Source organism: Sporosarcina saromensis, from assembly GCF_033253735.1.
Lineage (GTDB): Bacteria > Bacillota > Bacilli > Bacillales_A > Planococcaceae > Sporosarcina > Sporosarcina saromensis.
Map to the genome: position 1 here is coordinate 59,202 of NZ_JAUBDI010000014.1, position 25,602 is coordinate 84,803.

Sequence of the window (25,602 nt, forward strand, 5' to 3'; positions counted from 1 at the left end):
TATTTACTATTGTTTTTTGAAATATGTAAGAAAGGGCGATTGAAGTGACAAAAACGAGAAGCACGGAAGATGTTTACACGAAAATCAATGCAGCCTATCAAATCATTGAGAAAAAGTGGATGTGCACAATCATATGTTCCTTAATGAAAGAACCTAAAAGATTCAGTGAAATTAATTCTAAAATCCCTGAACTGAGTAACCGCATGCTTACAGAACGAGTGAAAGAGCTTGAAGATATTGGTATCGTCTTCCGTCAAGTCATTACAGATCGACCCATTCGAACAGAATATTCATTAACCCAAAAAGGCCAAGACTTAGGAAAAGCAATAAAACCAATTCAAGACTGGGCAAAACATTGGCTATGATAAAGTTCACTGCACCCTAAAGATCAATACTTTTAAGAACCCACAATGCTTTAGAGTCACCTTTGTGGGTTCTTTTTTGGTATGGTAATACATACACACTCGCACGAAATGAGGTACTAGAAGATGCTTTTTGACGAACTGATTGAAACGATTGCCCGCCGGATGGAAGAAGGCACCTTCATCAAAGGAACAATTAGTCAGCCCCGCTATAAATCGACCGGACTCGGAAAGGTGAAACTAAAACCTGTTCAAATAAAGAATGACATGCATATCCAGTTTGAATACCATTATGATCGTATTTTGAAGCATGACAACGTAAAACTAGAAGATATCCGTTCTGCCTTACAACAACAATTAGAGCAGTTTAAACAGATGCAAGCAGAGTTCACTGACGAGAATGTGCATATCCAACTGACCAAGAAATACAAGGTATCTTGGAAAGCTGAGAAGGCCGAGGTGAAGAAGGTCGTAAATCTATCACACAATCGGAAAAAGAATTATTTATTGGATGAGGAAACGCCTTATCCCTTCCTTATCCGCTTAGGAGTACAGTCACAAGAAGGGAAAGTAAAGAAGCAGAAATACGATAAATTCCGTCAAATTAATCGGTTTGTAGAGTTCATTGACGACGCACTTGCTCACTTGCCGAAGGACCGTCCAGTTCGCATTTTAGATTTCGGTTCCGGTAAGTCTTATTTGACGTTTGCACTTTATCATTATTTACATGTTGAAAAAGGGATGGATATCCGTGTGACCGGACTAGATTTAAAGAAAGAAGTCATTGAAGAATGCAATCGCATTGCGCATGATCTTGGGTATGAACAGCTTGAATTCCTCGTTGGTGATATTAATGACTACAACGACGAAACTGCTGTAGACATGGTCGTCACCTTGCATGCATGTGATGTCGCTACAGACATGGCACTTGCTCGAGCAGTCAAGTGGGGCGCCAAGGTCATTCTAAGTGTCCCTTGTTGCCAACACGAATTGTTTTCCCAAATTGAATCACCTGCTCTGGACGTCATGTTACAACACGGTCTTATTAAGGAGCGGTTCGCTGCCCTTGCCACCGATTCCATCCGCGCCGAGCTGTTAGCACTTGTCGGATATGATGCACAGCTACTCGAGTTCATCGATATGGAGCATACGCCTAAAAACATATTGATTCGTGCCTATTTTACCGGGAAGAAAGCGAACGATGAAAAATTTGCAAAGTATGAAGCTTTCAGAGAAATGTTGCAGGCAAAACCGTTTTTGGAGAAGGAACTTGCGGATGCCGGGTATTTAAAAACAGATTGAAAGAAGGCAGGGCATTGATCAATACGAAAAACAACGGGTATGAATTTGTGGATTTTTTGATGTGTAAGGAAGAAGAACTGGATTCCTTTCAACCAATCGCAGGTTCATTTGCAATATTGAGTTGTTCTGAAAAACACCTGATGTGCTACAACACTTGGAGAGAACAATGGGAATTACCTGCTGGAAAAAGAGAAGCAGGAGAAACTGCAAAAGAATGTGCACAACGAGAGCTTTTTGAAGAAACCGGGCAAACTGTTGATCAGTTAACATTCCTGGGTCTTTTACAGGCGAAAAAACTTGAGAACGGCACTTTCAAATATAATCCTGTTTACGTCGCATCTCTTGATAAGCTCGAACCGTTTTTGATTAATAACGAAACGTCCGAAATAATGCTTTGGGATTTACTTGAGGAAATTGGTACGGTTGATGAAGTTGATATGTTGTTGTTGAAGTCGATAAGTAGCTGATACTTTATGGAAAGTTTTTAGGGGGTGAATCTTTGCCGACATATCATAAACTAGTGCGGGATTTCATACCGACTATTATCGAGAAATCAGGCAAACTTTGTTCGACGAAGGTGTTGAGCGAAGACGAGTACATTGTCGAAGTAAATCGAAAAATGCATGAGGAATTGGCTGAGTATGAGGCAGCAGAAACGCCAGATGATGCCATCGAAGAACTCGCAGACCTACTGGAACTTTTACACGCTGCCGCTATGTCCCAAGGATTTTCCGTGGAGGAATTAGAAAAAATACGTCAGCAAAAAGCAGAGAAACGTGGCGGGTTTGAAGAACGGATATTTTTAATTGATGTTGAGGATGAGTGAAGTTCGCCTTTCGGGAGCAACTAATACAATAAAGCTGACATGAAGGAAATCTGTTTCATGTCAGCTTTTTATTTTGTTACGCAGTAAACCGTGTAATTACTTCTTTTCCAGCTTTTCAACCCTTTTGGTTAACTCGTCTACTTGGTGTTCAATCTTAGTCTTTTTCAACTTTCGATTGTCTTTTGAGATTCTAGCAATCTTAACAAGAAACACCACAAGAAAAATAATGCCAATGAAAAAAACACTTGTAAAAATCACGTCTTCCACATTAACGATGATTCCCCATCTCCTCGTTGATCCTCAAGCAGATAAACGCCTGCTTGAACCGGTTATGCACCGTAAATACTATTGTAATGTATGTACTGCATCTTGCTCCATCAGTTCTTCATAGCACTTCAATTCTTGTTCAAACAACTTTTCATAAGTTGATAGACTGTGAGTCCTTACCATCTCAAAACAATCCCAGTCGACAACTTCAAAAAAACGGTTCAACATTTCAGCATTTGCCCATGCTGTTTTTTCAAAGGCGATATCTGTCGAAAGCTCCTCAAGCCGCAGTGTCATGAACGGTATATCAGTCGCCCGGTTTTCAGCTGCCACCATTTTTTTCGCTTCGTACAACTCAACCGCACGGTCAAGTGAAGCTAGAAGCGCTTCCCTGTCCATGGCGTGACCAAGTTCATGAATGGTGATAATTTCTACATAGGTTCGTAACGGTATCTGTTTATCTAACTCCTGGCACGCTTCCTGCACCCGGTTGCAATCTACAAGTACTTCATCCTTGATGAAATCGTACATCATGTTAACCCCAGTGTGTTCATCTTTCAGTTCCATGTCCATATTGACGGCTCGCATCGTAGTCTTAATGATGCTGAAAATCTCGTGTTTTGTAACGTACATCCTCTTCCCCTGACTGTATAGCTATTTTCTATTTTTATTAATAGATAATACACATTAAACTTTATCTATTGTATAAAATAATTATTGATTTTTCAAGGCGTATCCAGCAATTTCCCACATTGTTTCAGTTACCCTTAGAGAAGAACTTCACTTTCCTTCATCCACACCTACCTCCATAAACACATAACCTCCATGTTCATGCTGCCCAGTGAACTTGATTGGAATCCGTTTCTTAAAAATCGGTCCATCCACAACAACTGTATGAAATTCCCCTGATTCTCCACACGCATCAATGCCGAGTGCTTCAAGTTCATCCATAAGATCGATTGTAAATTTTCGACCGTTAAATGCAGCAGGCATTAATTTCGTGTTTACAACGACAATGTACGCTTCAAATCCAGCGTGAATGAATTCTTCCAACAAAGCACGTCGAGGTTCCATCCATAACGGGTGGATCGCTTCCATACCTACTTTTGCACATGTTGTCTGCACCCATGTCAAATGATCTTCCAAATCGATATCTCCAAAAACTCCGTTTGGGATTCCTTCTTCCACACACTCTTGCATAGCGTCTAAAAATTGTTGCTCATAACTCCCCCAATTTGCCCCTCTTATCATAAGCGGTACGCCTATACTTTCTGCTTGCGCTTGAATGATTGCTAGTGGAAGCGCATGTGATTTCGAACGTTCTTTATCTTCTTCAAACATTGTCCAAATACGCTTTGGTACACCACCACTCTTCACAGCACGATAATAGGCTAACGCAGAGTCTTTCCCACCACTCCAAGAAGCAACGAATGATTGTTGTTTCATCACACAACACGTCCTTTTCAAGATGTTTGTAAAATTATAGCATACATATTTTATTTCCAAATCAAACTATTTTCGTTCATTGACCGTCCATACTAGTGAGACGCTATCGCGATACGTCAATAATCAAGAAGGTGACCCAATTGTCATGACAAAAAAGGATAAGTTCGATCAACTAGAAAGATTTATACTAGAAAACCAACAAGCCCATTATCGATTGGCCTTCAGTTATGTAAAGAACAAGGAAAATGCACTCGATATTATCCAAGAGGCCATTGTAAAAGCATTGAAATCCATCGATCGCCTCGAAGAAGTAAAATATATGAAGACCTGGTTCTACCGAATTTTAGTAAACACCGCCATTGATTTCATCCGAAAACACCAACGTGTATCCATTATGTCGGATGAAATACTGGACTTGCATTTACCTTCATCCGAAAATACTGTGCATGATTTTGACTTACAAGACGCTGTCGATAACTTGTCGCCAACGTATAAAACAATCATCTTCTTACGTTTTTTTGAAGACTTGAAAATTGAAGAGATTGCGGAGATTACTGGGGAAAATGTCAATACCGTAAAAACCCGTTTATATGCAGCACTACGAAAATTACGTGTTGAATTGGGAGAGGAGTAAATCGCATTGAAAAACATCGATAAATTGAAAAAGCACTATGAGGACATTGAAATTCCAGCAGAGTTGAACAGCGTTGTCTCAGACGCCATTCGACAAGCAAAAGGACAAAAGCGAAAAGGGAATCGCTTACGTAATTCATGCGTCGGAGCAGCTGCAGCGGCTGCAATTTTCATCGGCAGCATTAACGTCAGCCCTTCATTGGCACAAGCGATGGGTAACGTTCCAGTGTTAGGTTCGATTGTTGAAGTGCTAACAATCCATCAGGTCGCATTTGAAGAGAAGACGTACCAAGCCGATGTATCTACGCCACACATTACAGGGTTGGAAGATGAGGAATTACAAGCTTCATTGAATGAAAAGTATTTGGAGGAAAACAAAGAACTGTATAAGCAATTTGAATTAGAGATGAAAGAAATTGAAAAAGCAGGTGGCGGACACTTAGGAATGGATGTAGGGTATGAGGTGAAAACCGATAGCGATCGCATTCTTTCCATCGGACGCTATCAAGTGAACACTGTCGCATCTTCCTCTACGACAATGCAATACGATACGATTGATAAAGTCGATAACGTGCTCATTACATTGCCAAGTTTGTTTAAAAACGAGCAGTACATTCCCGTTATTAGCGCTTATATTTCAGATGAAATTACAAGGCAAATGGCCGAAGACGAAAATATTTCGTATTTTACAGAAGAAGAATTTGGTGAAGGTTTCACTTCAATTGATGCCAATCAATCATTCTATATCACAGAAAAAGGAAAGCTTGTGATTTCGTTCGACAAATATGAAATCGCTCCAGGTTATATGGGACTCGTCACATTTGAAATACCGTCGGAAATTCTTAACGATTTGCTCGTCAGTGATTTATATATAAAATAAAATGCATGTAGATCGGTACAACAACTACGAACTGTGCGTGCGTCAATTAAGTTGGCGACACGCATTTTTTTGTGCAAACATTTTTTCGGAACTTTCTAACGGAGTCATTCGTTGTTATGAATAAGGGGTGAAGAAATGAGTAAAAAACATACGCTGTTGGCAATGCTTTTCGCCATTATCGGCTTCGTGTTCAGCCAGTTATTCCAGAACATGTTCTATTGGGGAGGACAATCGTTTAGTTGGTTTTATGTCGGTGTCGGTTTGTCTTATGGATGTTCCATTCTTTCAGTTGTGTTTATGGTAACTTCCTATCAAAAAAATGGTTTAATAGGAAGTGATATTTTGTTTAATTTGTTTAGTTCATTACTTGTAGGTACCTCGATTTTCTGGACGACCTTTATCGTCATTGCGTGGCATGGTTAAAATGGAAAAATCCCTAAGCATTTAGCAATAGGGATTTTACTCAACAATATCTGTTTTTCCTGTCGACGCACCATGCACTAGCAGGCAATCTATTGTTTTTCGCAGTTGTTTCAAATGACACTTTTCATACATTCCAACAAATGGGAACCATTGATGTAACGGGATCGAACCAATATTCGGATGCTCAAGCGACTTCTCTTTTAGGGCGTCTTTGCAACTTGCGTCATACACATCAAGAAGATAAATTCGCGAATTGTGAAGTTCTTCTTTCATTTCCGATATTGTTTTGTAGTGTTCCGTCGGTTCCGTTTGCTCAGGAAGTTGATCTTTCAGTACCACACTTCCCGGCAACATGATGATTCTTTTAGAAGCTTTCGGGCTATCAGGATTCTTCAATTCACCTGAAATTCTTGCAGCTATATATGTTTCCATCAATGCGAGGTGCTCCAAAATCTGCTTTGGTGACCATCCGCCTGTTGACGGCTTTTCGTTAAATTCATGATCCGTTAATCCATCGATTGCTTGATAGATTTTTCTTCTGACTTTATTATTCCCTTCAAAAACCATTCCATCTCTCCCTCATTTCCGAACGGAATATCAAACTCATTTTCTCTCACACAGCATACGATGTTTTAAAGAAAATTTAAAGTGCTAGAAACAAATTCAGAAAAATAAAATGTAGAATGTGGCGATTGTATGGTTGCTTAATGCTATGTTGAGGTTTATGCATTCGTGCGGGAGTGGGTTACGGTGGGTTAATCAACGCCTTGAGGAAAGGTTCTTACGAATTGATTAAAACTCTATTCCAAGACCTACTTATCTCCATACAAAAAGCTGCCCCTTTTTCACACAGGGCAGCTTTTCAGCTATTTATGCTGGCATCGGTGTGTCAGTTGGTTTTGCGTATCCTTCATTGTAAGTTTCGTCAATGTATTCGCGGATTTCCTTCAACGACTTGCCTTCTTGTTTCATCTGTACGGATTTCACTGCAATTTCCAAGCAGACGAGGCATCGAGTTCCGTGATCGTCCCAGACGACAGAACCGTCTTCTCGGATTTCATCAACGAAACAGTTCAAGTTACTGCCGTGACCTGCACTTTCTCCACATCCGCAGTAGCAAGGCATGTAGGTGAGCACGTCAGAAGCACTTGCTGCAACTTGATAGACCAGTTGCATGTCTTCCGGTTTGTCATCTAAGAACTTCGGTAATTCTGTTGCAGATGCAGTCACTTCTTGCAAATCGCCATTCGGCAAATGCTTTTCATGACCAACTTCCATTTCTTCGTTGTGCTCCTCTTGTTGCGCCTTACTTCCACAAGCTGAAAGGACAAGAATAACAATTAACAGTATAGGCATGAGGCTCTTTTTCATTCAAGTCTACTCCTTTAATACGTAGTTGTCCCTTCATCATAACGGACTTTTATTGGAAAAAGGGTTACAACTTTGTGGACAATGTATTCCGTCTATTTTCCTTTTGTTTTATCCAATATCGAATTCCTTTTCCGGCAAGCGGCTCATCCGCAAATCGCGGAATGACGTGCAAGTGAGCATGCGGAATCGATTGACCGCCTACTTCACCTGTATTCCAACCGATTGTATAGCCTTCATGACCAAATTGCTCTTCCAAATACGCTTTTGCTTTTAACAAAAGCTCTTGCGTATCCTGCCACTCTTCAGCTGTTAACGAAAATACATCCACAGCATGGCGCTTCGGTACGATTAATCCGCTACCTTCCAGCACTTTTTGTTCGGAAGGCTTTTGGATATACGCGCAAGTAGCTGTCTCAAAGATAATTTGTTGTTCTGGATCTGCAGTCAACTGACAGTATGGACAATTCTTTTCTTTCATAACAGTCATCGCCCAATCATTTTAGAAGGATCTACATATTCATCAAACTGTTCTTCCGTCAATAAACCCGTTTTCAAAGCCGCTTCTTTCAACGTTGTCCCTTCCTTATGCGCCATCTTAGCAATTTTCGCCGCATTTTCGTAGCCGATATGTGGGTTCAATGCCGTGACAAGCATGAGTGAATTTTTCACTTTAAGATTAATTTCTTCTCTGTTTGGTTCAATCCCAACCGCGCAATTATCATTGAAGCTAATCATACCGTCTGCGAGTAATTTAGCACTTTGCAGGAAGTTGTAGATGATAACAGGTTTAAATACGTTCAGTTCAAAGTTCCCTTGGCTTGCTGCAAATCCGATTGTTGCGTCGTTCCCCATCACTTGGGCGACCACCATTGTGAGCGCTTCACTTTGCGTAGGATTCACTTTACCAGGCATGATGGAACTACCTGGCTCGTTTTCTGGTATGGTGATTTCCCCAATTCCTGAACGCGGACCGCTTGCTAACCATCTTACATCGTTCGCGATTTTCATCAAATCCGCTGCCAGCGCCTTCATGGCACCGTGTGTATAGACGACTTCATCATAGCTCGTGAGTGCGTGGAATTTGTTTTCCGCTGATGTGAATGAAATGCCGACCGACTTGGAGATTTCTTCGGCCACTTTTTCACCGAAACCTTTTGGCGCATTGAGTCCTGTACCGACTGCCGTTCCGCCAATGGCCAGTTCTTTCATGTATTGGACACTGTCCTTCAACATTTTTTCCGTTTTTTCAAGCATCCGATGCCATCCGCTAATTTCTTGCCCAAGTGTCAGTGGCGTCGCGTCTTGTAAATGCGTGCGACCGATTTTAATAATATCCATGAATGCTTCGGATTTATTTTGTAATGTCGCTTTTAATTGAGCCAATGCCGGCAACAATTCACGTTCAACAGCGATAACGCCTGCGACATGCAGTGCTGTTGGGAACGTGTCGTTCGAACTTTGCGATTTGTTGACGTCGTCATTTGGATGTAGGCGGTCTACTTCGCCCCATTCTTCCAATAGCTGATTGCCTCGGTTCGCTAGCACTTCATTCATATTCATATTGGATTGCGTACCACTACCCGTTTGCCAAACGACGAGCGGGAATTGGTCGTCCCATTTCCCTTCGAGTACTTCATCCGCTGCTGTTGCGATTGCTTTCATTTTCAATTCGGAAAGATTGCCAAAGGAGTGACTCGCAATGGCCGCTGATTTTTTCAGATGGGCGAACGCCTTAATAACGCCAAGTGGAATCTGTTCGCCTCCAATTTTAAAGTTTTGCCGACTGCGTTGTGTTTGCGCACCCCATAATTTATCTGCTGGGACTTTAATTTCTCCAAACGTATCATGCTCAATTCGATAATCCATTACTTCTCCGCCTTTCCTAATTAGAAATAAAAGAAAACTTCTTCTCCTATCATACACCTTTTTGCAGTTGAAATAAAAAAACCCGGTTTCCCGAGTCTTGTTTATATACTAGATTTTCCGTTTGCCCACTCTTGAATGAATCGTCCTTGCCTTGTATTCAAATTAGACGGCAGTTCATGTTTATGAAAAAATTGATGTTCTTTCGTCTCCTCACCAGCATGTATCAGATTCCCTTCAAAATGCGAGGACTGAAAGATGATTTGCACACTGTATGCCTTGTCACCGTTAGGATACGTAACAAAGCATGACTCACCTGAATACAGGCCAAATAGTTTCAATTCCTTTATGACAAGACCCGTTTCTTCAAGTGTCTCTCGTATGGCTGTCTCTTCAAACGTTTCTCCGAGCTCCATCATGCCGCCTGGGATACACCAATTATCCTCATCCGTTCGGTGTTGCAGTAATATTTTTTCGTTCTCAACTAAAATAACTCCACAGCCAATCGTCAGTAGCGTTTCATTTCCAATCAGTTGTCGCATCGTTTGAATGTAATTCATAGTATCCCCCTTGCAAGCGAAAAGACCCGGTTTCCCGAGTCTAGATCACTTTTTCAGAATAAAAAATTAACAATAAGTATACTACAATTCTTGTCGCAACGCTTGAATTACATCAATTTTGGTCGCTTTACGTGCTGGACGCCATCCAGATAGCATTGCGACTGTAATACTTATGGCTGAAGCGATTAAGACGAGTTGCCATGGAATGATAGAAAATGTAACATTCAATTCACCTATTTCTTCTTCCCCAAGAGCCGCTGTTACAATAATCGGCAAGAGCATATTCGCAATGAAACTGACACCATACGAAATGGCAACCGCAATAATTGTACCGACGATACCAATCCACGCACTTTCCATAAGGAATAAGCGCTGAATGAGTTTAGGGCTTGCCCCTAACGCTTTCATGACACCAATTTCACGTGTTCGCTCAGTAACAGCCATCGTCATTGTATTGAAAATGCCGATAGATGCTATTAATATCGCAATCGTTCCAACGAAAACAAGTCCTGCTTTGAATGCTAGAAAGAAGACGTCTATTTGCTCCAATTGATCGGCGATCGAATAGACCGCGTAGCCGTCGTCTTTTAATGTTTGGCTCACGCGTGTGACGTTTTCAAGGTTATCGGCGTACACTGTCACATTGCCATAGAACAATCCGCTGTATTCCTCTTCAACATGCGTACGAAAGATCGGTTCTAATGTGTTGATGATTGCCGCGTCCGCATAGATTTTCAAATCCATTTCCCAATCTTTTGCAGGCTCTTTTGCTATTCCAACAATAGTAAGGGGCGTTTCTTCTGGGAACAGGTCTGGTTCATCATACAAGCCCATTTTGTATGTAAACTGTTTACCAATTAAAGAACCTTTATAAGGGTTTGGTTCCTCATTATCCGTTTCTTTGGTACTTTGTTCATAAAGATTGTCGGCAAAGTGACTCCCGACGACAACTTCGTGTTCATTCTGTGGCAAACGTCCTTCCTGTAGGGCAAAACCGACCTTTTCCTCTTCACTGAAGTCCGTGATAATCAGTTCATGAGAGCCACTGAAATTATCCAGTTTTGATTCTTGTCGTACCCCTACGGATTGACGGTAGACGACAGCTTTGACATGTTCTCGTTTTTTTAGTGCTTCCACGTTTATTTCTTCTGTTCCATCCCCATATATCTCTATTTGATTGACCAATCGATTATCTAAAATCTCGTTTCGCATCGTATCATGCACGCCGAATCCGACTGAAGCGAGAACGATTAGGAAAGCAGTCCCCATTGTCGCAGCAAGAATGGTCATGAAGACACGTAGTTTGTTCTTTTTAATATGTTGGCCAACGAAGTTCAGTTGATCTTTAAATTGCATGGGTCACACCTCTTTCCACTAACTCTCCGTCATGCATCCTATATATACGGTTTGCCGTTTCTGCTACTGTATCGTCATGCGTAATGATGACAAACGTGATACCTCGTGTTTGGTTTAGTGATTGAATGAGCAAGAGGATATCCTGTTCCGTTTCTGAATCCAGGCTTCCGGTAGGCTCGTCCGCAAAAATAATGGGTGGATCCGTTACTAATGCACGCGCAATGCTGACCCGTTGTTGTTGTCCCCCTGATAACTCGTTCGGATAATGTTTTTGTACATCGGTCAGGCCGACATGCTGAAGTATGTCTTTCACTTTTTGTGTCCGGACATGCTTATTATCCCCTCTCAATTTAAGCGGCAGTTCGATATTTTCAAATGCCGTTAATCCAGGCATGAGTTGGAAATTTTGAAAAATGAATCCGAAATTTGCAAGCCGAAATTGGGCACTTTCGGCTTCATTGAAAACCGATGTTTTGACTCCATTCACTTCAATAATGCCTTTGTCCGGTTTTAGAAAGCCTGCCATAATATGTAGCAACGTCGACTTCCCCGATCCACTCCGTCCGACAATCGAGACAATCTCGCCTTTTTCAACTGAAAACGATAAGCCTTTTAGGACCGGTACCTGCTTCTCTTTGCCTTTCTTTCCAATTTTAAATGCATGTGATAATTCCTGTACCTGTATCATGCGTATCCCTCCAACGTAGTAACTGAATGCTAGTGTACAGGGAGAATCTTAAGGGAGAGTAAGGGGAAATATGAAGAAATTCTTAAGGTGAGGAGGTTGTATAGGGAGATGGGGTTACTCCACACGTAGATGGAGCAGTTTTGGATGAGGAGGAAGGGGCTACTTTAGGCAAAGGAACGGCTGCTATAGCCTTGGAACGCTGCACTTTGGACATGGAAGAAGCTATTTTGACTAGGGAAGTACCGCTATGTAAACGACCAAATTTTTAGAGCACGGAAAAGAACACCCACTACCGCCAAAGCGATACTGGGTGTTCTGCTTATAAAAATTATTCTTCTTCCTGCGTCTCTTCGACTTTTGAAGGTGCTGTTTTCTTGACGCGTAATTCCTCCGTCAGATTATCGATGCTCGGGCGAAGGTTGTTTTTACCGACGTAGCTTTCCATCATCTCTTTTACGTCGATGCCGGAGGATGCTTTAAGTGACTCTTGCAAAGTGGACATTAAGTTCGTTGCGTAGGATGTCACTTTGTTTGCACCGCCGCCTTCACCGCTCCCTGTGTCGACAACTGTAATCTTGTCAATGTTGGAAAGTGGGCTTGCAACTTGCTTCGCATATTCAGGGATCATGCGGACAATCATATCAAGGACAGCCGCTTGACCGTATTGTTCGAACGCTTCTGCAATTTTACGTTTCGCTTCGGCTTCAGCGAGACCTTTTAGTCGGATAACTTCTGCTTCAGACTCACCTTGCGCACGTTGTGAGTCGGCTTTTGCTTGACCGTCTAAGCGGATTTTTTCAGCTTCGGCTGCAGCTCGTGCTTCGATGCGGTATTTTTCCGCTTCAGCTTCAGCCATTTGACGGGATTTGTCAGCCGCCGCGTTTTGCTCAATCGCGTAACGATCCGCATCCGCTTTCTTCTTCACTTCAGAATCGTATTGTTTCTCACGACGAAGAATCTCTTTCTCTTCTAGTTCAATCTGCTTTTGACGCTCAATGATCCGTACTTGCATTTCTTGTTCCGTAACTTCTTGCTTCGCACGAGCGGATTCCAACTCATACGCTTGGTCGGCGCGTGCTTTTGCGATATCTTGCTCGCGGCGATATTCCGCCACTTTTAATTGGTTTTCTTTTTCTGCTTCCGCAATTTCGGTTGCACGCTCAATTTCAGCTTTTTGTGCTTCCTTCGCTGCTTCTGCATTTTTAATACGTGTCTCTTTTTCTGCTTCTGCTGTTGCGATATCTGCGTCACGTCTTACTTGTGCGATGCGCGGTTTACCAAGGGAATCCAAGTAACCGTTTTTATCACGAACATCCTTAATTGTAAATGAAACAATAATAAGCCCCATTTTCGCTAAGTCTTGCGAAGCTACACGCTGCACTTCTTGCGAGAACTTGTCACGATTCTTGTAAATCTCTTCAACTGTCATCGAACCGAGGATCGAACGTAGATGACCCTCCAACACTTCTTTTGCTTCATTTTCGCGGTCTTCTTTCGATTTTCCTAAGAACTGCTCTGCTGCCGTCGCGATTTCAGGAATCGAACCACCGATCTTAATGATCGCTGTCCCATCTGCCATGACTGGAACGCCTTGTTCCGTATAGACTTCAGGTGTCGTTACTTCGAGCTTGCTTGATAACAAGCTGAGTGGTTCAGATTGTTGGAATACCGGGAAGACGAATGTACCACCGCCACGGATGATTTTCACGCGGTTGCCCGAATCATCCGTATGTACGTTTTTGCTTCCTAAATAACTACCCGTTACGATAAGTGCTTCATCCGGACCAACTGTCTTGTACTTCGTAATGTAAACGAGTACGAATGCCAATAAAATGAATGCGACAATCCCAATAATGATAAACAATTCCATCGTTCAATTTCCCCCTTTATTCATTTTGAATTCTTACTTGAAGCGAAAAGGCTCATATTCCTTTACAATAAAGGTCCCTTCTTTCACTTCGATGATCAGCACTTCTTTTCCGTAGTCGATCGCGCTGTTCTCATACCCTGCAGCTCTCTTTGGAATGATGCCATTCACCGTTTCAATTACGATTTCTCCATAGCCGTCAACCGGTATTGGAACAATTACCTTTCCGACTTGCCCTGTTAGGGATTCGTCCGTGTATGCGAGCGACACTTCGGCAGATTTCAATGGAAGGAGCACGAAGAAATATAGAAGAAAGTCCAATCCGATTGCAACAGCTACAGCAATGACAATGATCAGCACATGACTTAATCCCGTCATCAACTCTAAGCTATAACCAACTGCAGACGTGAAGGTAATGAACGCTAAAATAACAGCTGGATCCAAAACAGGACTGACATCTCCAACCCCTTCAGCAATGTCACTAAAAAACACATAGAGCACGGTTGCCAAACCTGCGATGATGAGCACTGTCAAATAGACATTCTGCACCGGCATTCCGAACAATTCCATCCTCTCACCTCTCCCTCCAATTTGAATTCACCTATATATACGGAGCATCCCGAGTAAAGTTTCAAATTCTCAGAAATAAATTCAAGGAAAAGCATAGGTCTTCATCAGAAAAACTAATTGTTTTTCTTCGATAACAATCCACAAAAAATATATGTATTTTAAAGAGAATTTGCTATGATAGGTCTATTGAAAATTTCCGGAGACGGATGGAGGCTTAAAGATGTTTAGTTCACGTAAAACCGATCCATTTTTCGCAGCACTTTTAGCGATAGCAGAGCACGTTCAAAAAGCGATGCATTATGCAGATGATTATAAAGTACAGTCTGTAGCAGACTTGAAAGAAGTTAGCATCACTCTGAAGAAGTTTGAAACTGAAGGCGATGATATGATTCATGACCTCATTTCCAAACTGAACACTTCTTTCATGACGCCGATCGAGCGTGAAGATATTTTACAACTTGCGATTAAAATGGATGACATCCTTGATGGCATTGAGCACTTTGCAGCAAACTTAGAAATGTTCTCATTGACGGAAATCGACGAGTACGTGCAGAAATTCATGGAGAACATCGTGAAAAGTTCCGACGAAATTGTAAAAGCAATGGAGCTGTTAGCGAAAAAGAAACTGGTGCAAATGCGCGACCACGCTGTGCTGATTAAGGAATACGAACGGATTTGTGACGAAGTACTCCGTACATCGATTAAACAACTTTTCATCCGCGAGAAAGATCCAATTCGCATCATTCAATTTAAAGACATCTACCAGCTTTTGGAGGACACAGCCGACCACTGCCAAGATGTTGCAAACACAATTGAAACAATCATCATGCGAAACGCGTAAGGGGTATACTTTATGGACATGATTTTGTTTCTCACCATCGCAATTGTCGTTTTTGCACTCGCATTTGATTTCATTAATGGTTTTCACGACACAGCCAATGCGATCGCAACTTCCGTTTCAACAAGGGCACTAAAGCCTAGAACAGCCATTTACATGGCAGCCATCATGAATTTTATCGGTGCGCTCACTTTTACAGGCGTTGCAAAAACGATTTCAAAAGATATCGTCGATCCATTCATGTTGGAAAGTGGATCGATTGTTATTTTGGCTGCTCTCATTTCGGCCATCGCATGGAATTTAATCACTTGGTATTTCGGAATTCCTTCCAGTTCCTCGCATGCTTTGATTGGATCCATTGCAGGCGCAGCCATTTCTGCAGCAGGATTTGGCATCTTAAATTACGGTGGATTTTTGAAAATTTTGCAGGCGTTGTTAATTTCACCATTCATTGCTATCGCCGGCGGATTTATCGTCATGTCGCTTTTTAAGGTTCTGTTGAAAAATCGGAACTTGTTCAAGGCGAATAAAAGAATCCGTTACTTGCAAATCGGAACTGCAGCCTTGCAATCTTTCACGCACGGAACGAATGATGCGCAAAAAGCAATGGGAATCATCACAATGGCACTCATCGCTGCTCAGCTACAAACCGGTGACGACATCCAATTATGGGTACGAATCGCAGCCGCTACAGCAATGGGGCTTGGGACATCGATTGGTGGCTATAAGATTATTAAAACAGTCGGCGGTAAAATTATGAAAATACGTCCTGTCAATGGCGCGGCAGCCGATTTAAGTTCGGCCATGATTATTTTCGGGGCGACACTCGTTCATTTACCAGTTAGTACAACGCATGTCATATCATCTGCTATCATGGGCGTCGGCTCAGCACAGCGCGTAAAAGGCGTCAAATGGTGCGTCGCTAAGAAGATCGTTTTAACATGGATTATTACGATGCCGATCTGTGCAACAATCGCGGCAATTGTTTTTCAAATCTTAGACTTATTTTTGTAAATTAAATCTTTTTACTTGCATTGCCAAAATAGGTCTGTTATGATAAAGGAGAATTATTTTTGTTCGGCGTGATGGTCACGATTTAACGTTTGACCGCTTCAAGACTTGAGCAAGGATAGTAACACAATGTGTACTTTTGTGCACGAGGAGGAAACAAACATGGAACAAGGTAAAGTAAAATGGTTTAACGCAGAAAAAGGTTATGGCTTCATCGAACGTGAAGATGGCGACGATGTATTCGTACACTTCTCCGCTATCCAAGGCGACGGCTTCAAGACTCTTGAAGAAGGCCAAGACGTGACTTTCGAAATCGAACAAGGTCAACGCGGACTTCAAGCAACTAACGTTGAAAAAAACTAATTTGAATTAACCATTCAAAACCACTTCTTTCGAGGAGTGGTTTTTTTCGTTTCACTGAATCGCGACATTTGTTTGGTCACTAATTGGCCTTTCCCGCGTAAACAAAAAGAAATTCACATATTAGTAAAAGACATCCTAGCTAAATTCAGCTATGATAATAGAATAGTTGAAGTATTTAGGGGAGGACGAGGATATGCGCACACTAGCGCGTCTAGTGACAAAAGGATACAAATCCATCATTATTGCCTGGGCTGCACTTTTTGTTGTCATGGCAATTTTTGCAATCCGATTGCCCGGACTACTTGAAGGTGATGGTTTCAGAATGGATGCTGAGCACGAACGAGTCATGAAAATCGCTTCTGAAACATTTGATTTACCAGCCGAGACGATGTTTGTCGTATTCGAAGATGTGACAGACGAAAAAGTAGCAACTACTTTGGAGGACATTGAAAAGCTCGGTTTAACATCGGAAATCGTCTCTCCTTTAGAACAGGAAGAGCAATATACAGATACTGTTTCTTATGCAATGTTGCATTTTGATAATACAGATCGGGATATGGCAAAAGTCGTAACAGAAATGCGCGACGCAATCGGTGAGCAGAAGGGTGTTGTATTGACCGGTCAGTCTGCATTTACAAAAGACATAAACGAAGCAAGCCAGCGGGACTTGATGAAGGCGGAAGCAATTGGCTTACCGATTGCGATCATCATTTTACTATTTGCATTTGGCACGATTATGGCCTCGGTTGTCCCTTTAATCGTTGGTATTACAACGATTGTCACGACATTCGGGATTTTATCGCTTATCGGTGGTCAACTGGATTTAGCCATATTTGTCTTAAACATTGTACCAATGTTAGGTTTAGCGTTAAGCATCGATTTTTCTTTGTTATTCATTAGTCGATACCGTGAAGAACGGTTGAAGAGCGATATTGTTGAAGCAGTTACGACAACGATTCGTACTGCCGGTCGATCTGTCATTTTCTCTGCTTTTTGTGTATTTATCGGACTCGGAGCCATGTTCGTCATCCGAGTCGAGATTTTCCAAAACATTGCACTCGGCGGCATGCTCGTTGTCGGAATGGCTGTGTTGAGCTCCATTACGCTGCTCCCCGCTATCCTCATCGCACTCGGTGACCGCATTAATAAGGGTCAGGTGTTGAAAGTGAAGGAAAACGGTTCAGATCGGTGGAGACAGTTTGCGAATAAAGTTATTAAACGGCCAATCCTTATTACAATCGGCGCATTCATTTTATTAGGCATTGCATTGATTCCAGTGAAGAACATGGATTTAGCCATTCCACAAATCGATTCGTTGCCAACGACGTATGATTCGAGAGCATCTTATGAATTAATGGACGATACATTCGGATTAGGCGATCAGTCCAGTGTATATGTCATTGCAGAGCGCAAAAATGGTTGGACGGATACGAATGGATTAAACGATTTATTGGCGTTGCAAGACGACTTGAAAAACGATCCGCTCGTCGATGACTTGACTACTATTTTCACAGCAAGCGGTATCGCTTCCCCTGAGGAATGGGAGCAAGCGATGCAAGTACCGGAAATGAAAGCACAACTTGAACCATTGTTAGAGTCCTTTGTGAAAGACGACCAATTATTAATTCCTGTGACACTTCAAGCAGAAGGTTCATCCGATGAAGCCCAACAATGGACACGTGACTGGTCGGCGAATACTGATTGGAATTTGTTAGTCGGGGGTGCTCCGAAATTTAACCAAGAAATATTTGATGAGATTTTCGATAACATTGTTTATGTATTGCTGATCATCCTTATTTCAACGTTCATCATTCTCATGATTGCATTCCGTTCGATTTTAATTCCACTGAAAGCAATTTTGATGAATATCGTCGGACTATCTGCGACTTTTGGGATTCTCGTGTATATTTTCCAATACGGCCATTTCGGATTGCATCCCGGTACCATTGCGTTAATCATCCCTGTCATCGTCTTCAGCCTCGTGTTCGGCTTGAGCATGGACTATGAAGTTTTCCTCATTTCACGGATGCAGGAAGAATACGCAACGTCGTTTGACAATGACCGCGCAACCGTCGAAGGGCTAGCAACGACAAGCAAAATCATCACATCCGCAGCGTTGATCATGATCGTCTTAACAGGCGCCTTCGCCTTCACAGACGTCATGCCCGTCAAACAAATCGGCGTCGGCATCGCCATTGCAGTCGCCATCGACGCAACCATCATCCGCTTGTTACTAGTACCAAGCTTAATGAAACTATTCGGAAAATGGAACTGGTGGATGCCATTCAGGAAAGGACCATATAAAGCCGGTAACTGGCACTAACAAAAGCGGAGGGGACAGAGGTTCGCAGTCTAAGAACGCCACATCCTGTGGCAACGACTGCATGACCGGCTTCATGCCGGCCTCAGAAATACCCTAACGTCAACTCAGCATAATAAACTTATAAAAACGCCTGGAAAAGCAAATCACTTCGCTTTCCAGGCGTTTTTTTGATTTCAATCTACAATGGTCGTAATCGTTTCTTCAGGCTTATCCTTGTTAAATTCAGCCATCATTGTGAAATAGATGACTGCGGATATCGCGATTACAAATAAAACAACGCCGATGACGAGCGTCTTACCATTCACTCGGCTTCACCTCCACTTTTCGCAAACTTGAAACCTTCTTCTTTCAAGTACGCTGTCGCATCTCTGTAATCACCAAAACTTTCTTCCAAGTTGTACCCGTGGTAAATATTGAAAAAGTTATCCTCTTCCAACAACGTCAGTTTTTGACCTTCCCCATTCATCCATACTTCCTCACGAAGCGCATCTTCCACATCCTCTTCTTCAGTGGAAAGGCCATGGATTGCATCTTGTATAATCTTTTTCAATTCCTCTTCGGACGCTTCCCGGATATTGACAAGACCACGGTTATCCGGCTCATACCCTTCAATCCCTTCCACGTACACAAAGCCATTGCCATTTGGGTGAAGATGTTGCACGACGACCGTCTTTTCATACAAGCTATCTTCGTAATGATAATTCAAGCGCTTCATTGAAACTTCTTTGCGTGTCAGTTCAGGGAACGTTTCAATAATCTGTTGTTTTTGTTCGAATGTCAGCATAATTTTGCCACTCTTTTCTATGTCATATGTCTTTTCAGTATACCATTATTCTTCCTTCACTGTTAACCCAAGTACACGTGCAAACCCGACGGCTTGTTCCTTCGAAACGATACACCCTGCTATTTTAGGTAGCGTCACTTCAATGCGGTCGTATGTATTAGCGGATAAATCAACACCAGACAAGTCGGTCTCCGAGAAATTCGCATTGTTCAACTTGCATTCCTTGAAACGAACTACCTTAAAATCACATTCATAGAAATCACTATCTTCTAAACCCGATTCCTTAAATTCAACTTCTTTCATTCTGGAGAAATTGAAATTCGCATAGCGGACATCGCAACGTTCAATTAGCACATGACCTAGATTGGAATTTGCCATATCAACACCCGTCATTTTTGAATCAATGATTTCACATCGGTGGAACATGACGTTTTCCATTTGTGCATTCGAGAAATCACACGTTTCAAATCGAACATCTACAAATTCCGTCCCTCTCCAAGTACTTGACGCAAAAGAAACGTCTTTCAAAACACAATCATCAAACACAAGACGCTCCCCTTCTGCATCTAACATCGCACCGCCTTCAATACGAGCTTTTTCAATGAAACCATCCCTGCTCCAAACATCATTACATCGAATCTGTTCATGCTCCGCCGACAATTTTGGTTTCTGCCGCTTGTCTTTCGCTTTAGTCAAAGTAAGTCCCCCTAACGTGTTTTCCATTCAATTACAATAACGAGCACGATGACCACAATGAACGCCACCACATAAAATTCATTCGGAATTGCACTAATACCACTGAACATTTCCCAACCCCCTTATTCTATGGATGTATTGACAACGCGACCTTATGCAAGTAAATCTGCGATGCTAGCCGTCATTATCACAAGTATGGTTCGTTTATTCCTCATCTCAACTTCATCAACACCACACTACCTCAAACACTTATGTGCACGTTACTAGAAAAATACGATCTCTATACTCTTTAACCAAGTAGTCTTCAACCACACTTTTATAAAATCGATTAACTGGGTAATTATAAACGATCTCTCGACTAATCCAGTAGTCAATCCGATCCACTGTCGTTCTATTAGTATACCGTCTTTTTACTTGTACACAAACAAACGATGGTTCTAGCTGTATCTATCGGTCCTTAAGCGGGTACAATACTAGAAAGGAGGCGATTCGTTGAGACGTTTTTTTCTATTACTCGTGCTTGTGATCGGCGTCTATCTTGCAAAACCTCTATGGGAAGAACCTGTATCCAATTATATTGACCTGTCCTTCTTGGATTCGGTAGATGAAAAAATAGAATCCGTAATGGGAAAGGAATCCGTTACGACGACGATGAGTTCAATCCGCAACACAGTAAACCAAGTGGCACTTTACATCACATCGAAATCGTCTGAAGTGGAGCAACTCATCCCTGAGAAAGTGGATAAACCCGAATTGGATAAGCCCCAACAATCCGCTTTGTCGATCCACAACATTGAACTCGGCACACCAAAAACAACCGTCGAGGCTGAGCTGGGAGAGCCGAAAAATCATTCCTTGAACGAATACGGAACGGAATGGTTTACGTATCATGAAGATTACCAGAATTATGTCATGGTTTCATTTGATGACGCATGGAACGTAAATGCCATTTATACGAACGATGACCTCATTGCATCATCAGCGGGTATTCAGTACGGCTCTTCGAAAGAGGATGTCCGAAAAGCTTACGGTACGCCACTGACTGAGATGCGCAAAGGCTTAAACGTATATGTGCTTCAGGAAAATGAAGGGATGGACCTCTTTAAAACAGGTGATCATTATACGTATGTCTTTTACGATGTCCATCAGAATTATACGGTGACGGCAGTTCAAATGATTACAACCTCACTCGAGCAGCGTAAGAAAGAGATGTACGCAGACGGCGATGTTTCTTTGCGCAATGGTTTCGAGCAGCAACTTTTCGATTTAACAAACGCAGCCCGCGTTCGGCACGGTCGTTCCATTTTGCGATGGGATGATGCGATTTCTGAAACCGCCCGCAAGCACAGCTTGGACATGGCGGACAATGATTACTTTAGTCATGATAACTTGGAGGGGCAGTCGCCTTTTGACCGTATGAAAGCAGATGATATTGCATTTAAACGGGCTGGGGAGAATTTGGCGTATGGGCAGTCGAGTAGCATATTTGCACATGAGGGGTTAATGAATTCAAAAGGCCATCGGGATAATATTCTCATTGAGGAATATAGCCATCTCGGGATTGGCGTTGCGTTTAATGAGAAATCGCAACCTTATTATACGGAGAATTTCTTTTCAAAATAAAACGGCCCGCAACTGTATGCGTGCCGTTTTATTCATTGTGTAATGGTTGCACAGGCTACACGATCACCTGAATCCCCTGCCGGATCGGTTTTATAATCGTCCTCTTTCTCATGGATGACGATTGCTGTTCCGCCTACCTTCAGAAGGGAGTTTTCCATCCCCGGTTTTAACGTCACTTTCGGCGATATCAGTTGGCGAGATACTTTACCCTGTTCGTTGACTTCAATATTGGGCAAATCCCCTAGATGAAAGCCTTTCGGATTATCAAAGCCATGTTCTTTTCCCGTTGGATTAAAATGCCCACCGGCAGATTTAAAATCCGGAGCTGTACAGATGCCTGTTTCATGAATATGGATGCCGTGAACGCCCGGTGACAAATTTTCTGCTTCCACATGAATTGCGACGCCATCAGCTTCTTGCACTAACGACACTTCGCCAATTGTCACACCTTCCGTATTTATAAGCGGTGATACGATGGCTTTCATTTGCTCACCACTGACTGGCACTTTTTTGTCCGACTTTACGCACCCTGCACTCACAAGTAAGGTGCTAATCGCTAGAAGTGTGATGATCTTCTTATTCATACTGCATACCTCCTCAATTTTCACTCTTGCCAAGTCTGCCCTTTGCGAGCGCTTTTATGAGTGGAAACTTTTTCTAAAGCATGACGTCTCAATGAAGAGGAGGGGTTTGATTGGGCATACACACTTTGTTCTTATTAATTGCTAGTTGTATTGTTGGCGGTCAAATACTAACACTAATCTTCATATGGAAAAATCGCTTTCGATACGCAAATCGATTCATTGTTTACCCATTAGGTATCCTACCCGTTCTGCTCGCTTTTCTACTCGGATTGCTGAATGTAACGGTCATTGACGAACTTAATCTCAATGGTGATTCACGTCTGTTTTATCTTGAGCTGTTAATGCTTACGCTAGGTCTAGCCACACTGTGGAGTAGTTTTTCAATTGCCGCTAGAATAAAGGCCAATGACGAAGAAAAACGCTATTCATCGATGCAATGAACAGCGTTTTTTCAATTAAATTAAGAGAGTACGAGCTTTTCCAGATCAAGTGGGCTGATGTAAGTGCCATCTTTATATACACGCATATTCCCACCGGAAATTTCATCAATCAGCATCAGATTGCCTTCTGCGTCACGACCAAACTCCAGTTTAATATCGTATAACTCAAGACCTTTCGCAGCAAGCTCGTCTTTTACAACGGTTGAAATCCGCTTTGTCATCGGTTCAAGAATGGCGTATTCTTCTTCCGTTAAGATGTTCAGTTGTGCCAATGCTTCTTTTGTAATCGGTGGGTCATTGCGGTCATCGTCTTTAATAGTCACTTCAACAAACGCATCCAAAGGCTGTCCCTCTTTACAATAAGCACCATAGCGACGCAAGAAACTCCCAACCGCCCGGAAACGGCAAATGACTTCAAGCCCTTTCCCGAATACAGTTGCAGGCTTCACCGTCATCGTCGCTCGTTCGATATCGGCAGCTATGTAGTGTGTCGGGATTTGTTGTTCCGCCAACTTTTCAAAAAAGAACTTCGTCATGCGTAAACCCGATCGTCCCGCCCCTTCGATCGTCAATCCGACAGTATTCGCCCCCGGATCAAATACGCCATCTTCCCCTGTTACATCATCTTTGAATGTCAATAAAACATTGCCATCTTCCAATTTATAAACGTCTTTCGTCTTTCCTTTATAAACAAGTTCCATGCCCACGTTTCCTTTCTATTCGAAAATGTAGTGCTACACTTAGTATATAGTAGTTTCAGACGTAGAAAAAGGGAAAACTCTGTTTTTAAGTAACAAAATACGAACGTTGCGGATTAAAAGGTGAATCGTGTACGTGTTCTGCATGAGACGATATAGACAAGAACAGACTAGTAGAAAAGGCTTTTAATCAAACACCATACAAAATTAACTTACATTAGCAACCGAACATTAGCAGTGAAAAACGATCTTATCATACATGTTTTTAATTGAATACGTGTTAATTATTTAAAATGAATTGTTTGCGTACTCGGTGTTTATGCTTGTCGATAGTATTCCATTTTTAGGGTTTCAACTTGTCAGGATTGTGAGAACGGGTGTATAATAGCTCGATAGAATCTATGCACAGAGCGAAAGCGAGTGAATGAAATGGGTCGTAAATGGAACAACATTAAAGACAAAAAAGCTTCGAAGGATGCAAATACGAGTCGTATATATGCAAAGTTCGGACGTGAACTATATGTAGCTGCAAAGCAAGGTGAGCCGGATCCCGAGTTGAACCAAACGTTGAAAATGGTCGTGGAACGTGCGAAAACCTATAACGTACCAAGAACAATTATTGACCGTGCGATTGAGAAAGCAAAAGGCGGCGCAGAAGAAAACTACGACGAACTACGTTACGAAGGCTTCGGTCCGAACGGATCAATGGTAATCGTCGATGCGCTAACAAATAACGTGAACCGAACAGCATCCGAGGTACGTGCAGCATTCGGTAAGAACGGCGGAAACATGGGTGTGAGTGGATCGGTCGCTTACATGTTTGACGCGACAGCTGTATTCGGATTAGAAGGCAAGTCCGCTGACGAATTATTGGAATTGCTTATGGAAGAAGACATTGAAGTCCGTGATATTCTAGAAGAAGAGGAAACAGTCATCATCTATGCAGAACCAGACCAATTCCACGCGGTTCAAGAAGCGCTGAAGAACGCCGGCATCACTGAATTCTCTGTTGCCGAACTGACGATGCTTGCGCAAAACGATATCGCACTAGATGCAGACGCACAAGCACAATTCGAAAAGATGATCGATGCGCTGGAAGACTTGGAAGACGTTCAACAAGTGTATCATAACGTCGATTTAGGGGAATAAATTGTTGAAACCGCCATTGAGTTGGCGGTTTTTTTATGTGGATTTTTATGTTGTGATGCGACGCGGTTACGTTGTGATGCGATAGCTTTTGATACGATATAGGCATTTGGCACTTGCGAAGAAAATAAATAGGTCAGACCTATGCGACAAACATTAGGTTGTCTGTAATAGCAAGTTACATTCAGAGGGGCAGCTCGAGATATCATCTAATTGTGAGCTAGACACTCAAGGATGGATTATTGCTTTTTTGGTTAATCTACGTTGAGCCGCCTCTTAGTTAAAGTAATGCTCGGGACATAGTCACTAATAACCTCGACTATTCCTGTGTCCACGGGATATATATGGTGTTCTAAACCACCTGCTAAATCACCGGGAAAAACTGGCTTAAAACGATCTAAATAATCAGAGTCCACTGCTTTATAAAAACAAGTCTCAAAATTGTTTAGACGACTCTTATCCCTAGCTTCCTCTGCTTGGGAGGCAAGCATGGACATTGGGATTTCACTGGTATAACGAAAAGATACAACATAGTCTCCCAAGTAGTTTGTACTCTTATTGATACTCTGTCAAGAAATTGGACACATTGAATTGAGTTTCATAGCTAATTGTATATTCAAGCTAACGCGCTTTGCTTGTTCGCCTTGTCATAAGCGAACAGAGTTTCACTCTATTCACTTAC

The 25,602-nt window shown here is 42.2% G+C and carries 30 protein-coding genes; 14 read left to right on the forward strand and 16 right to left on the reverse strand.

The window, feature by feature from the left end; genetic code table 11:
* Positions 1–44: 44 nt before the first annotated feature.
* From QT711_RS13775 to QT711_RS13790, 4 genes are all read left to right on the forward strand, one after another.
* A complete protein-coding gene (locus QT711_RS13775) occupies positions 45–365 on the forward strand; it encodes a winged helix-turn-helix transcriptional regulator (RefSeq protein ID WP_317945144.1) in 321 nt (106 codons plus the stop codon).
* 123 nt (positions 366–488) lie between these two features.
* Complete coding sequence (locus QT711_RS13780; protein WP_317945145.1) at positions 489–1,664, forward strand: class I SAM-dependent methyltransferase; 1,176 nt, start codon at positions 489–491, stop codon at positions 1,662–1,664.
* A 14-nt stretch (positions 1,665–1,678) separates the two neighbouring features.
* The gene (locus QT711_RS13785) at positions 1,679–2,131 is read left to right on the forward strand and encodes an NUDIX hydrolase (protein ID WP_317945147.1); all 453 of its coding nucleotides are present in this window, start codon (positions 1,679–1,681) and stop codon (positions 2,129–2,131) included.
* 32 nt (positions 2,132–2,163) lie between these two features.
* Complete coding sequence (locus QT711_RS13790) at positions 2,164–2,490, forward strand: nucleoside triphosphate pyrophosphohydrolase (protein WP_317945148.1); 327 nt, start codon at positions 2,164–2,166, stop codon at positions 2,488–2,490.
* 345 nt (positions 2,491–2,835) lie between these two features.
* On the opposite strand, the gene QT711_RS13795 is transcribed toward QT711_RS13790, so the two are convergent.
* Both QT711_RS13795 and QT711_RS13800 read right to left on the reverse strand, forming a co-directional pair.
* Positions 2,836–3,390 (reverse strand): integrase, encoded by a 555-nt coding sequence (locus tag QT711_RS13795; RefSeq protein ID WP_317945150.1) that lies wholly within the window; start codon positions 3,388–3,390, stop codon positions 2,836–2,838.
* A 147-nt stretch (positions 3,391–3,537) separates the two neighbouring features.
* The gene (locus QT711_RS13800; protein ID WP_317945152.1) at positions 3,538–4,203 is read right to left on the reverse strand and encodes a Dph6-related ATP pyrophosphatase; all 666 of its coding nucleotides are present in this window, start codon (positions 4,201–4,203) and stop codon (positions 3,538–3,540) included.
* A 145-nt stretch (positions 4,204–4,348) separates the two neighbouring features.
* On the opposite strand from QT711_RS13800, the gene QT711_RS13805 reads away from it, so the two are divergent.
* From QT711_RS13805 to QT711_RS13815, 3 genes are all read left to right on the forward strand, one after another.
* Positions 4,349–4,837: a sigma-70 family RNA polymerase sigma factor gene (locus QT711_RS13805; RefSeq protein ID WP_317945154.1), complete on the forward strand. Its 489-nt coding sequence runs from the start codon at positions 4,349–4,351 to the stop codon at positions 4,835–4,837.
* Between the two features lie 6 nt (positions 4,838–4,843).
* Positions 4,844–5,716 carry a DUF3298 and DUF4163 domain-containing protein gene (locus tag QT711_RS13810; RefSeq protein ID WP_317945156.1) on the forward strand — a complete coding sequence of 291 codons (873 nt, stop codon included), beginning with the start codon at positions 4,844–4,846 and terminating at the stop codon, positions 5,714–5,716.
* Positions 5,717–5,851: 135 nt separating this feature from the next.
* A complete protein-coding gene (locus QT711_RS13815; RefSeq protein ID WP_317945157.1) occupies positions 5,852–6,139 on the forward strand; it encodes a hypothetical protein in 288 nt (95 codons plus the stop codon).
* Between the two features lie 36 nt (positions 6,140–6,175).
* On the opposite strand, the gene QT711_RS13820 is transcribed toward QT711_RS13815, so the two are convergent.
* The 9 genes from QT711_RS13820 to QT711_RS13860 all read right to left on the reverse strand — a co-directional run bounded on the left by QT711_RS13820 (position 6,176) and on the right by QT711_RS13860 (position 14,414).
* A complete protein-coding gene (locus QT711_RS13820) occupies positions 6,176–6,706 on the reverse strand; it encodes a DinB family protein (protein ID WP_317945159.1) in 531 nt (176 codons plus the stop codon).
* 303 nt (positions 6,707–7,009) lie between these two features.
* Entirely contained in the window at positions 7,010–7,510 is a 501-nt protein-coding gene (locus tag QT711_RS13825; protein WP_317945161.1) for a PCYCGC motif-containing (lipo)protein, read from the reverse strand.
* Positions 7,511–7,574: 64 nt separating this feature from the next.
* A complete protein-coding gene (locus QT711_RS13830; RefSeq protein WP_317945163.1) occupies positions 7,575–7,988 on the reverse strand; it encodes an HIT family protein in 414 nt (137 codons plus the stop codon).
* 5 nt (positions 7,989–7,993) lie between these two features.
* Positions 7,994–9,376, reverse strand: a complete 1,383-nt coding sequence (gene fumC, locus QT711_RS13835) for a class II fumarate hydratase (protein WP_317945165.1) — start codon at positions 9,374–9,376, stop codon at positions 7,994–7,996.
* Between the two features lie 101 nt (positions 9,377–9,477).
* A complete protein-coding gene (locus QT711_RS13840; protein WP_317945166.1) occupies positions 9,478–9,933 on the reverse strand; it encodes an NUDIX hydrolase in 456 nt (151 codons plus the stop codon).
* A gap of 81 nt (positions 9,934–10,014) precedes the next feature.
* Positions 10,015–11,289: an ABC transporter permease gene (locus QT711_RS13845; protein ID WP_317945168.1), complete on the reverse strand. Its 1,275-nt coding sequence runs from the start codon at positions 11,287–11,289 to the stop codon at positions 10,015–10,017.
* Positions 11,279–11,977 (reverse strand): ABC transporter ATP-binding protein, encoded by a 699-nt coding sequence (locus QT711_RS13850; RefSeq protein ID WP_317945169.1) that lies wholly within the window; start codon positions 11,975–11,977, stop codon positions 11,279–11,281. The genes QT711_RS13845 and QT711_RS13850 overlap by 11 nt, the downstream gene beginning before the upstream one ends.
* 328 nt (positions 11,978–12,305) lie before the next feature.
* On the reverse strand, positions 12,306–13,847 hold the full coding sequence (locus tag QT711_RS13855) for a flotillin family protein (protein WP_317945170.1): 1,542 nt from the start codon (positions 13,845–13,847) through the stop codon (positions 12,306–12,308).
* Between the two features lie 33 nt (positions 13,848–13,880).
* Entirely contained in the window at positions 13,881–14,414 is a 534-nt protein-coding gene (locus QT711_RS13860) for a hypothetical protein (RefSeq protein ID WP_317945172.1), read from the reverse strand.
* 220 nt (positions 14,415–14,634) lie between these two features.
* Between QT711_RS13860 and QT711_RS13865 the strand changes: the two genes are divergently transcribed.
* From QT711_RS13865 to QT711_RS13880, 4 genes are all read left to right on the forward strand, one after another.
* Positions 14,635–15,255 carry a DUF47 domain-containing protein gene (locus tag QT711_RS13865; RefSeq protein ID WP_317945174.1) on the forward strand — a complete coding sequence of 207 codons (621 nt, stop codon included), beginning with the start codon at positions 14,635–14,637 and terminating at the stop codon, positions 15,253–15,255.
* A gap of 12 nt (positions 15,256–15,267) precedes the next feature.
* Positions 15,268–16,266 (forward strand): inorganic phosphate transporter, encoded by a 999-nt coding sequence (locus QT711_RS13870; protein WP_317945176.1) that lies wholly within the window; start codon positions 15,268–15,270, stop codon positions 16,264–16,266.
* Between the two features lie 159 nt (positions 16,267–16,425).
* The gene (locus QT711_RS13875) at positions 16,426–16,626 is read left to right on the forward strand and encodes a cold-shock protein (RefSeq protein WP_060205704.1); all 201 of its coding nucleotides are present in this window, start codon (positions 16,426–16,428) and stop codon (positions 16,624–16,626) included.
* A gap of 193 nt (positions 16,627–16,819) precedes the next feature.
* A complete protein-coding gene (locus QT711_RS13880) occupies positions 16,820–18,949 on the forward strand; it encodes an MMPL family transporter (RefSeq protein WP_317945181.1) in 2,130 nt (709 codons plus the stop codon).
* Between the two features lie 173 nt (positions 18,950–19,122).
* On the opposite strand, the gene QT711_RS13885 is transcribed toward QT711_RS13880, so the two are convergent.
* Genes QT711_RS13885 through QT711_RS13895 form a run of 3 tightly spaced genes read right to left on the reverse strand, consistent with a single transcriptional unit; the run spans position 19,123 to position 20,429 of the window.
* Positions 19,123–19,254: a hypothetical protein gene (locus tag QT711_RS13885; protein WP_317945183.1), complete on the reverse strand. Its 132-nt coding sequence runs from the start codon at positions 19,252–19,254 to the stop codon at positions 19,123–19,125.
* Positions 19,251–19,733 (reverse strand): hypothetical protein, encoded by a 483-nt coding sequence (locus QT711_RS13890; RefSeq protein ID WP_317945185.1) that lies wholly within the window; start codon positions 19,731–19,733, stop codon positions 19,251–19,253. The genes QT711_RS13885 and QT711_RS13890 overlap by 4 nt, the downstream gene beginning before the upstream one ends.
* 45 nt (positions 19,734–19,778) lie before the next feature.
* Positions 19,779–20,429, reverse strand: coding sequence for a pentapeptide repeat-containing protein (locus tag QT711_RS13895; RefSeq protein WP_317945187.1), 651 nt, complete (start codon positions 20,427–20,429; stop codon positions 19,779–19,781).
* Between the two features lie 492 nt (positions 20,430–20,921).
* On the opposite strand from QT711_RS13895, the gene QT711_RS13900 reads away from it, so the two are divergent.
* Positions 20,922–22,052, forward strand: coding sequence for a CAP domain-containing protein (locus QT711_RS13900; protein WP_317945189.1), 1,131 nt, complete (start codon positions 20,922–20,924; stop codon positions 22,050–22,052).
* Between the two features lie 32 nt (positions 22,053–22,084).
* On the opposite strand, the gene QT711_RS13905 is transcribed toward QT711_RS13900, so the two are convergent.
* Positions 22,085–22,636, reverse strand: coding sequence for a superoxide dismutase family protein (locus tag QT711_RS13905; RefSeq protein ID WP_317945191.1), 552 nt, complete (start codon positions 22,634–22,636; stop codon positions 22,085–22,087).
* A gap of 110 nt (positions 22,637–22,746) precedes the next feature.
* Between QT711_RS13905 and QT711_RS13910 the strand changes: the two genes are divergently transcribed.
* Positions 22,747–23,076 carry a hypothetical protein gene (locus tag QT711_RS13910; RefSeq protein ID WP_317945193.1) on the forward strand — a complete coding sequence of 110 codons (330 nt, stop codon included), beginning with the start codon at positions 22,747–22,749 and terminating at the stop codon, positions 23,074–23,076.
* Between the two features lie 20 nt (positions 23,077–23,096).
* Here QT711_RS13910 and QT711_RS13915 read toward each other — a convergent pair whose 3' ends face one another.
* Positions 23,097–23,777 carry a phosphoribosylaminoimidazolesuccinocarboxamide synthase gene (locus QT711_RS13915; RefSeq protein WP_317945195.1) on the reverse strand — a complete coding sequence of 227 codons (681 nt, stop codon included), beginning with the start codon at positions 23,775–23,777 and terminating at the stop codon, positions 23,097–23,099.
* A gap of 426 nt (positions 23,778–24,203) precedes the next feature.
* On the opposite strand from QT711_RS13915, the gene QT711_RS13920 reads away from it, so the two are divergent.
* Entirely contained in the window at positions 24,204–24,923 is a 720-nt protein-coding gene (locus QT711_RS13920) for a YebC/PmpR family DNA-binding transcriptional regulator (protein WP_317945197.1), read from the forward strand.
* Positions 24,924–25,602: the final 679 nt, after the last annotated feature.

Bases quoted from the DNA above. Each gene is read 5' to 3' on its own strand.
- QT711_RS13780 (WP_317945145.1), top strand. From the start codon at position 489: ATGCTTTTTGACGAACTGATTGAAACGATTGCCCGCCGGATGGAAGAA.
- QT711_RS13795 (WP_317945150.1), bottom strand. From the start codon at position 3,390: ATGTACGTTACAAAACACGAGATTTTCAGCATCATTAAGACTACGATG.
- QT711_RS13800 (WP_317945152.1), bottom strand. From the start codon at position 4,203: ATGAAACAACAATCATTCGTTGCTTCTTGGAGTGGTGGGAAAGACTCT.
- QT711_RS13805 (WP_317945154.1), top strand. From the start codon at position 4,349: ATGACAAAAAAGGATAAGTTCGATCAACTAGAAAGATTTATACTAGAA.
- QT711_RS13815 (WP_317945157.1), top strand. From the start codon at position 5,852: ATGAGTAAAAAACATACGCTGTTGGCAATGCTTTTCGCCATTATCGGC.
- QT711_RS13820 (WP_317945159.1), bottom strand. From the start codon at position 6,706: ATGGTTTTTGAAGGGAATAATAAAGTCAGAAGAAAAATCTATCAAGCA.
- QT711_RS13825 (WP_317945161.1), bottom strand. From the start codon at position 7,510: ATGAAAAAGAGCCTCATGCCTATACTGTTAATTGTTATTCTTGTCCTT.
- QT711_RS13830 (WP_317945163.1), bottom strand. From the start codon at position 7,988: ATGAAAGAAAAGAATTGTCCATACTGTCAGTTGACTGCAGATCCAGAA.
- fumC (WP_317945165.1), bottom strand. From the start codon at position 9,376: ATGGATTATCGAATTGAGCATGATACGTTTGGAGAAATTAAAGTCCCA.
- QT711_RS13840 (WP_317945166.1), bottom strand. From the start codon at position 9,933: ATGAATTACATTCAAACGATGCGACAACTGATTGGAAATGAAACGCTA.
- QT711_RS13845 (WP_317945168.1), bottom strand. From the start codon at position 11,289: ATGCAATTTAAAGATCAACTGAACTTCGTTGGCCAACATATTAAAAAG.
- QT711_RS13850 (WP_317945169.1), bottom strand. From the start codon at position 11,977: ATGATACAGGTACAGGAATTATCACATGCATTTAAAATTGGAAAGAAA.
- QT711_RS13855 (WP_317945170.1), bottom strand. From the start codon at position 13,847: ATGGAATTGTTTATCATTATTGGGATTGTCGCATTCATTTTATTGGCA.
- QT711_RS13860 (WP_317945172.1), bottom strand. From the start codon at position 14,414: ATGGAATTGTTCGGAATGCCGGTGCAGAATGTCTATTTGACAGTGCTC.
- QT711_RS13865 (WP_317945174.1), top strand. From the start codon at position 14,635: ATGTTTAGTTCACGTAAAACCGATCCATTTTTCGCAGCACTTTTAGCG.
- QT711_RS13870 (WP_317945176.1), top strand. From the start codon at position 15,268: ATGGACATGATTTTGTTTCTCACCATCGCAATTGTCGTTTTTGCACTC.
- QT711_RS13875 (WP_060205704.1), top strand. From the start codon at position 16,426: ATGGAACAAGGTAAAGTAAAATGGTTTAACGCAGAAAAAGGTTATGGC.
- QT711_RS13880 (WP_317945181.1), top strand. From the start codon at position 16,820: ATGCGCACACTAGCGCGTCTAGTGACAAAAGGATACAAATCCATCATT.
- QT711_RS13890 (WP_317945185.1), bottom strand. From the start codon at position 19,733: ATGCTGACATTCGAACAAAAACAACAGATTATTGAAACGTTCCCTGAA.
- QT711_RS13905 (WP_317945191.1), bottom strand. From the start codon at position 22,636: ATGAATAAGAAGATCATCACACTTCTAGCGATTAGCACCTTACTTGTG.
- QT711_RS13915 (WP_317945195.1), bottom strand. From the start codon at position 23,777: ATGGAACTTGTTTATAAAGGAAAGACGAAAGACGTTTATAAATTGGAA.
- QT711_RS13920 (WP_317945197.1), top strand. From the start codon at position 24,204: ATGGGTCGTAAATGGAACAACATTAAAGACAAAAAAGCTTCGAAGGAT.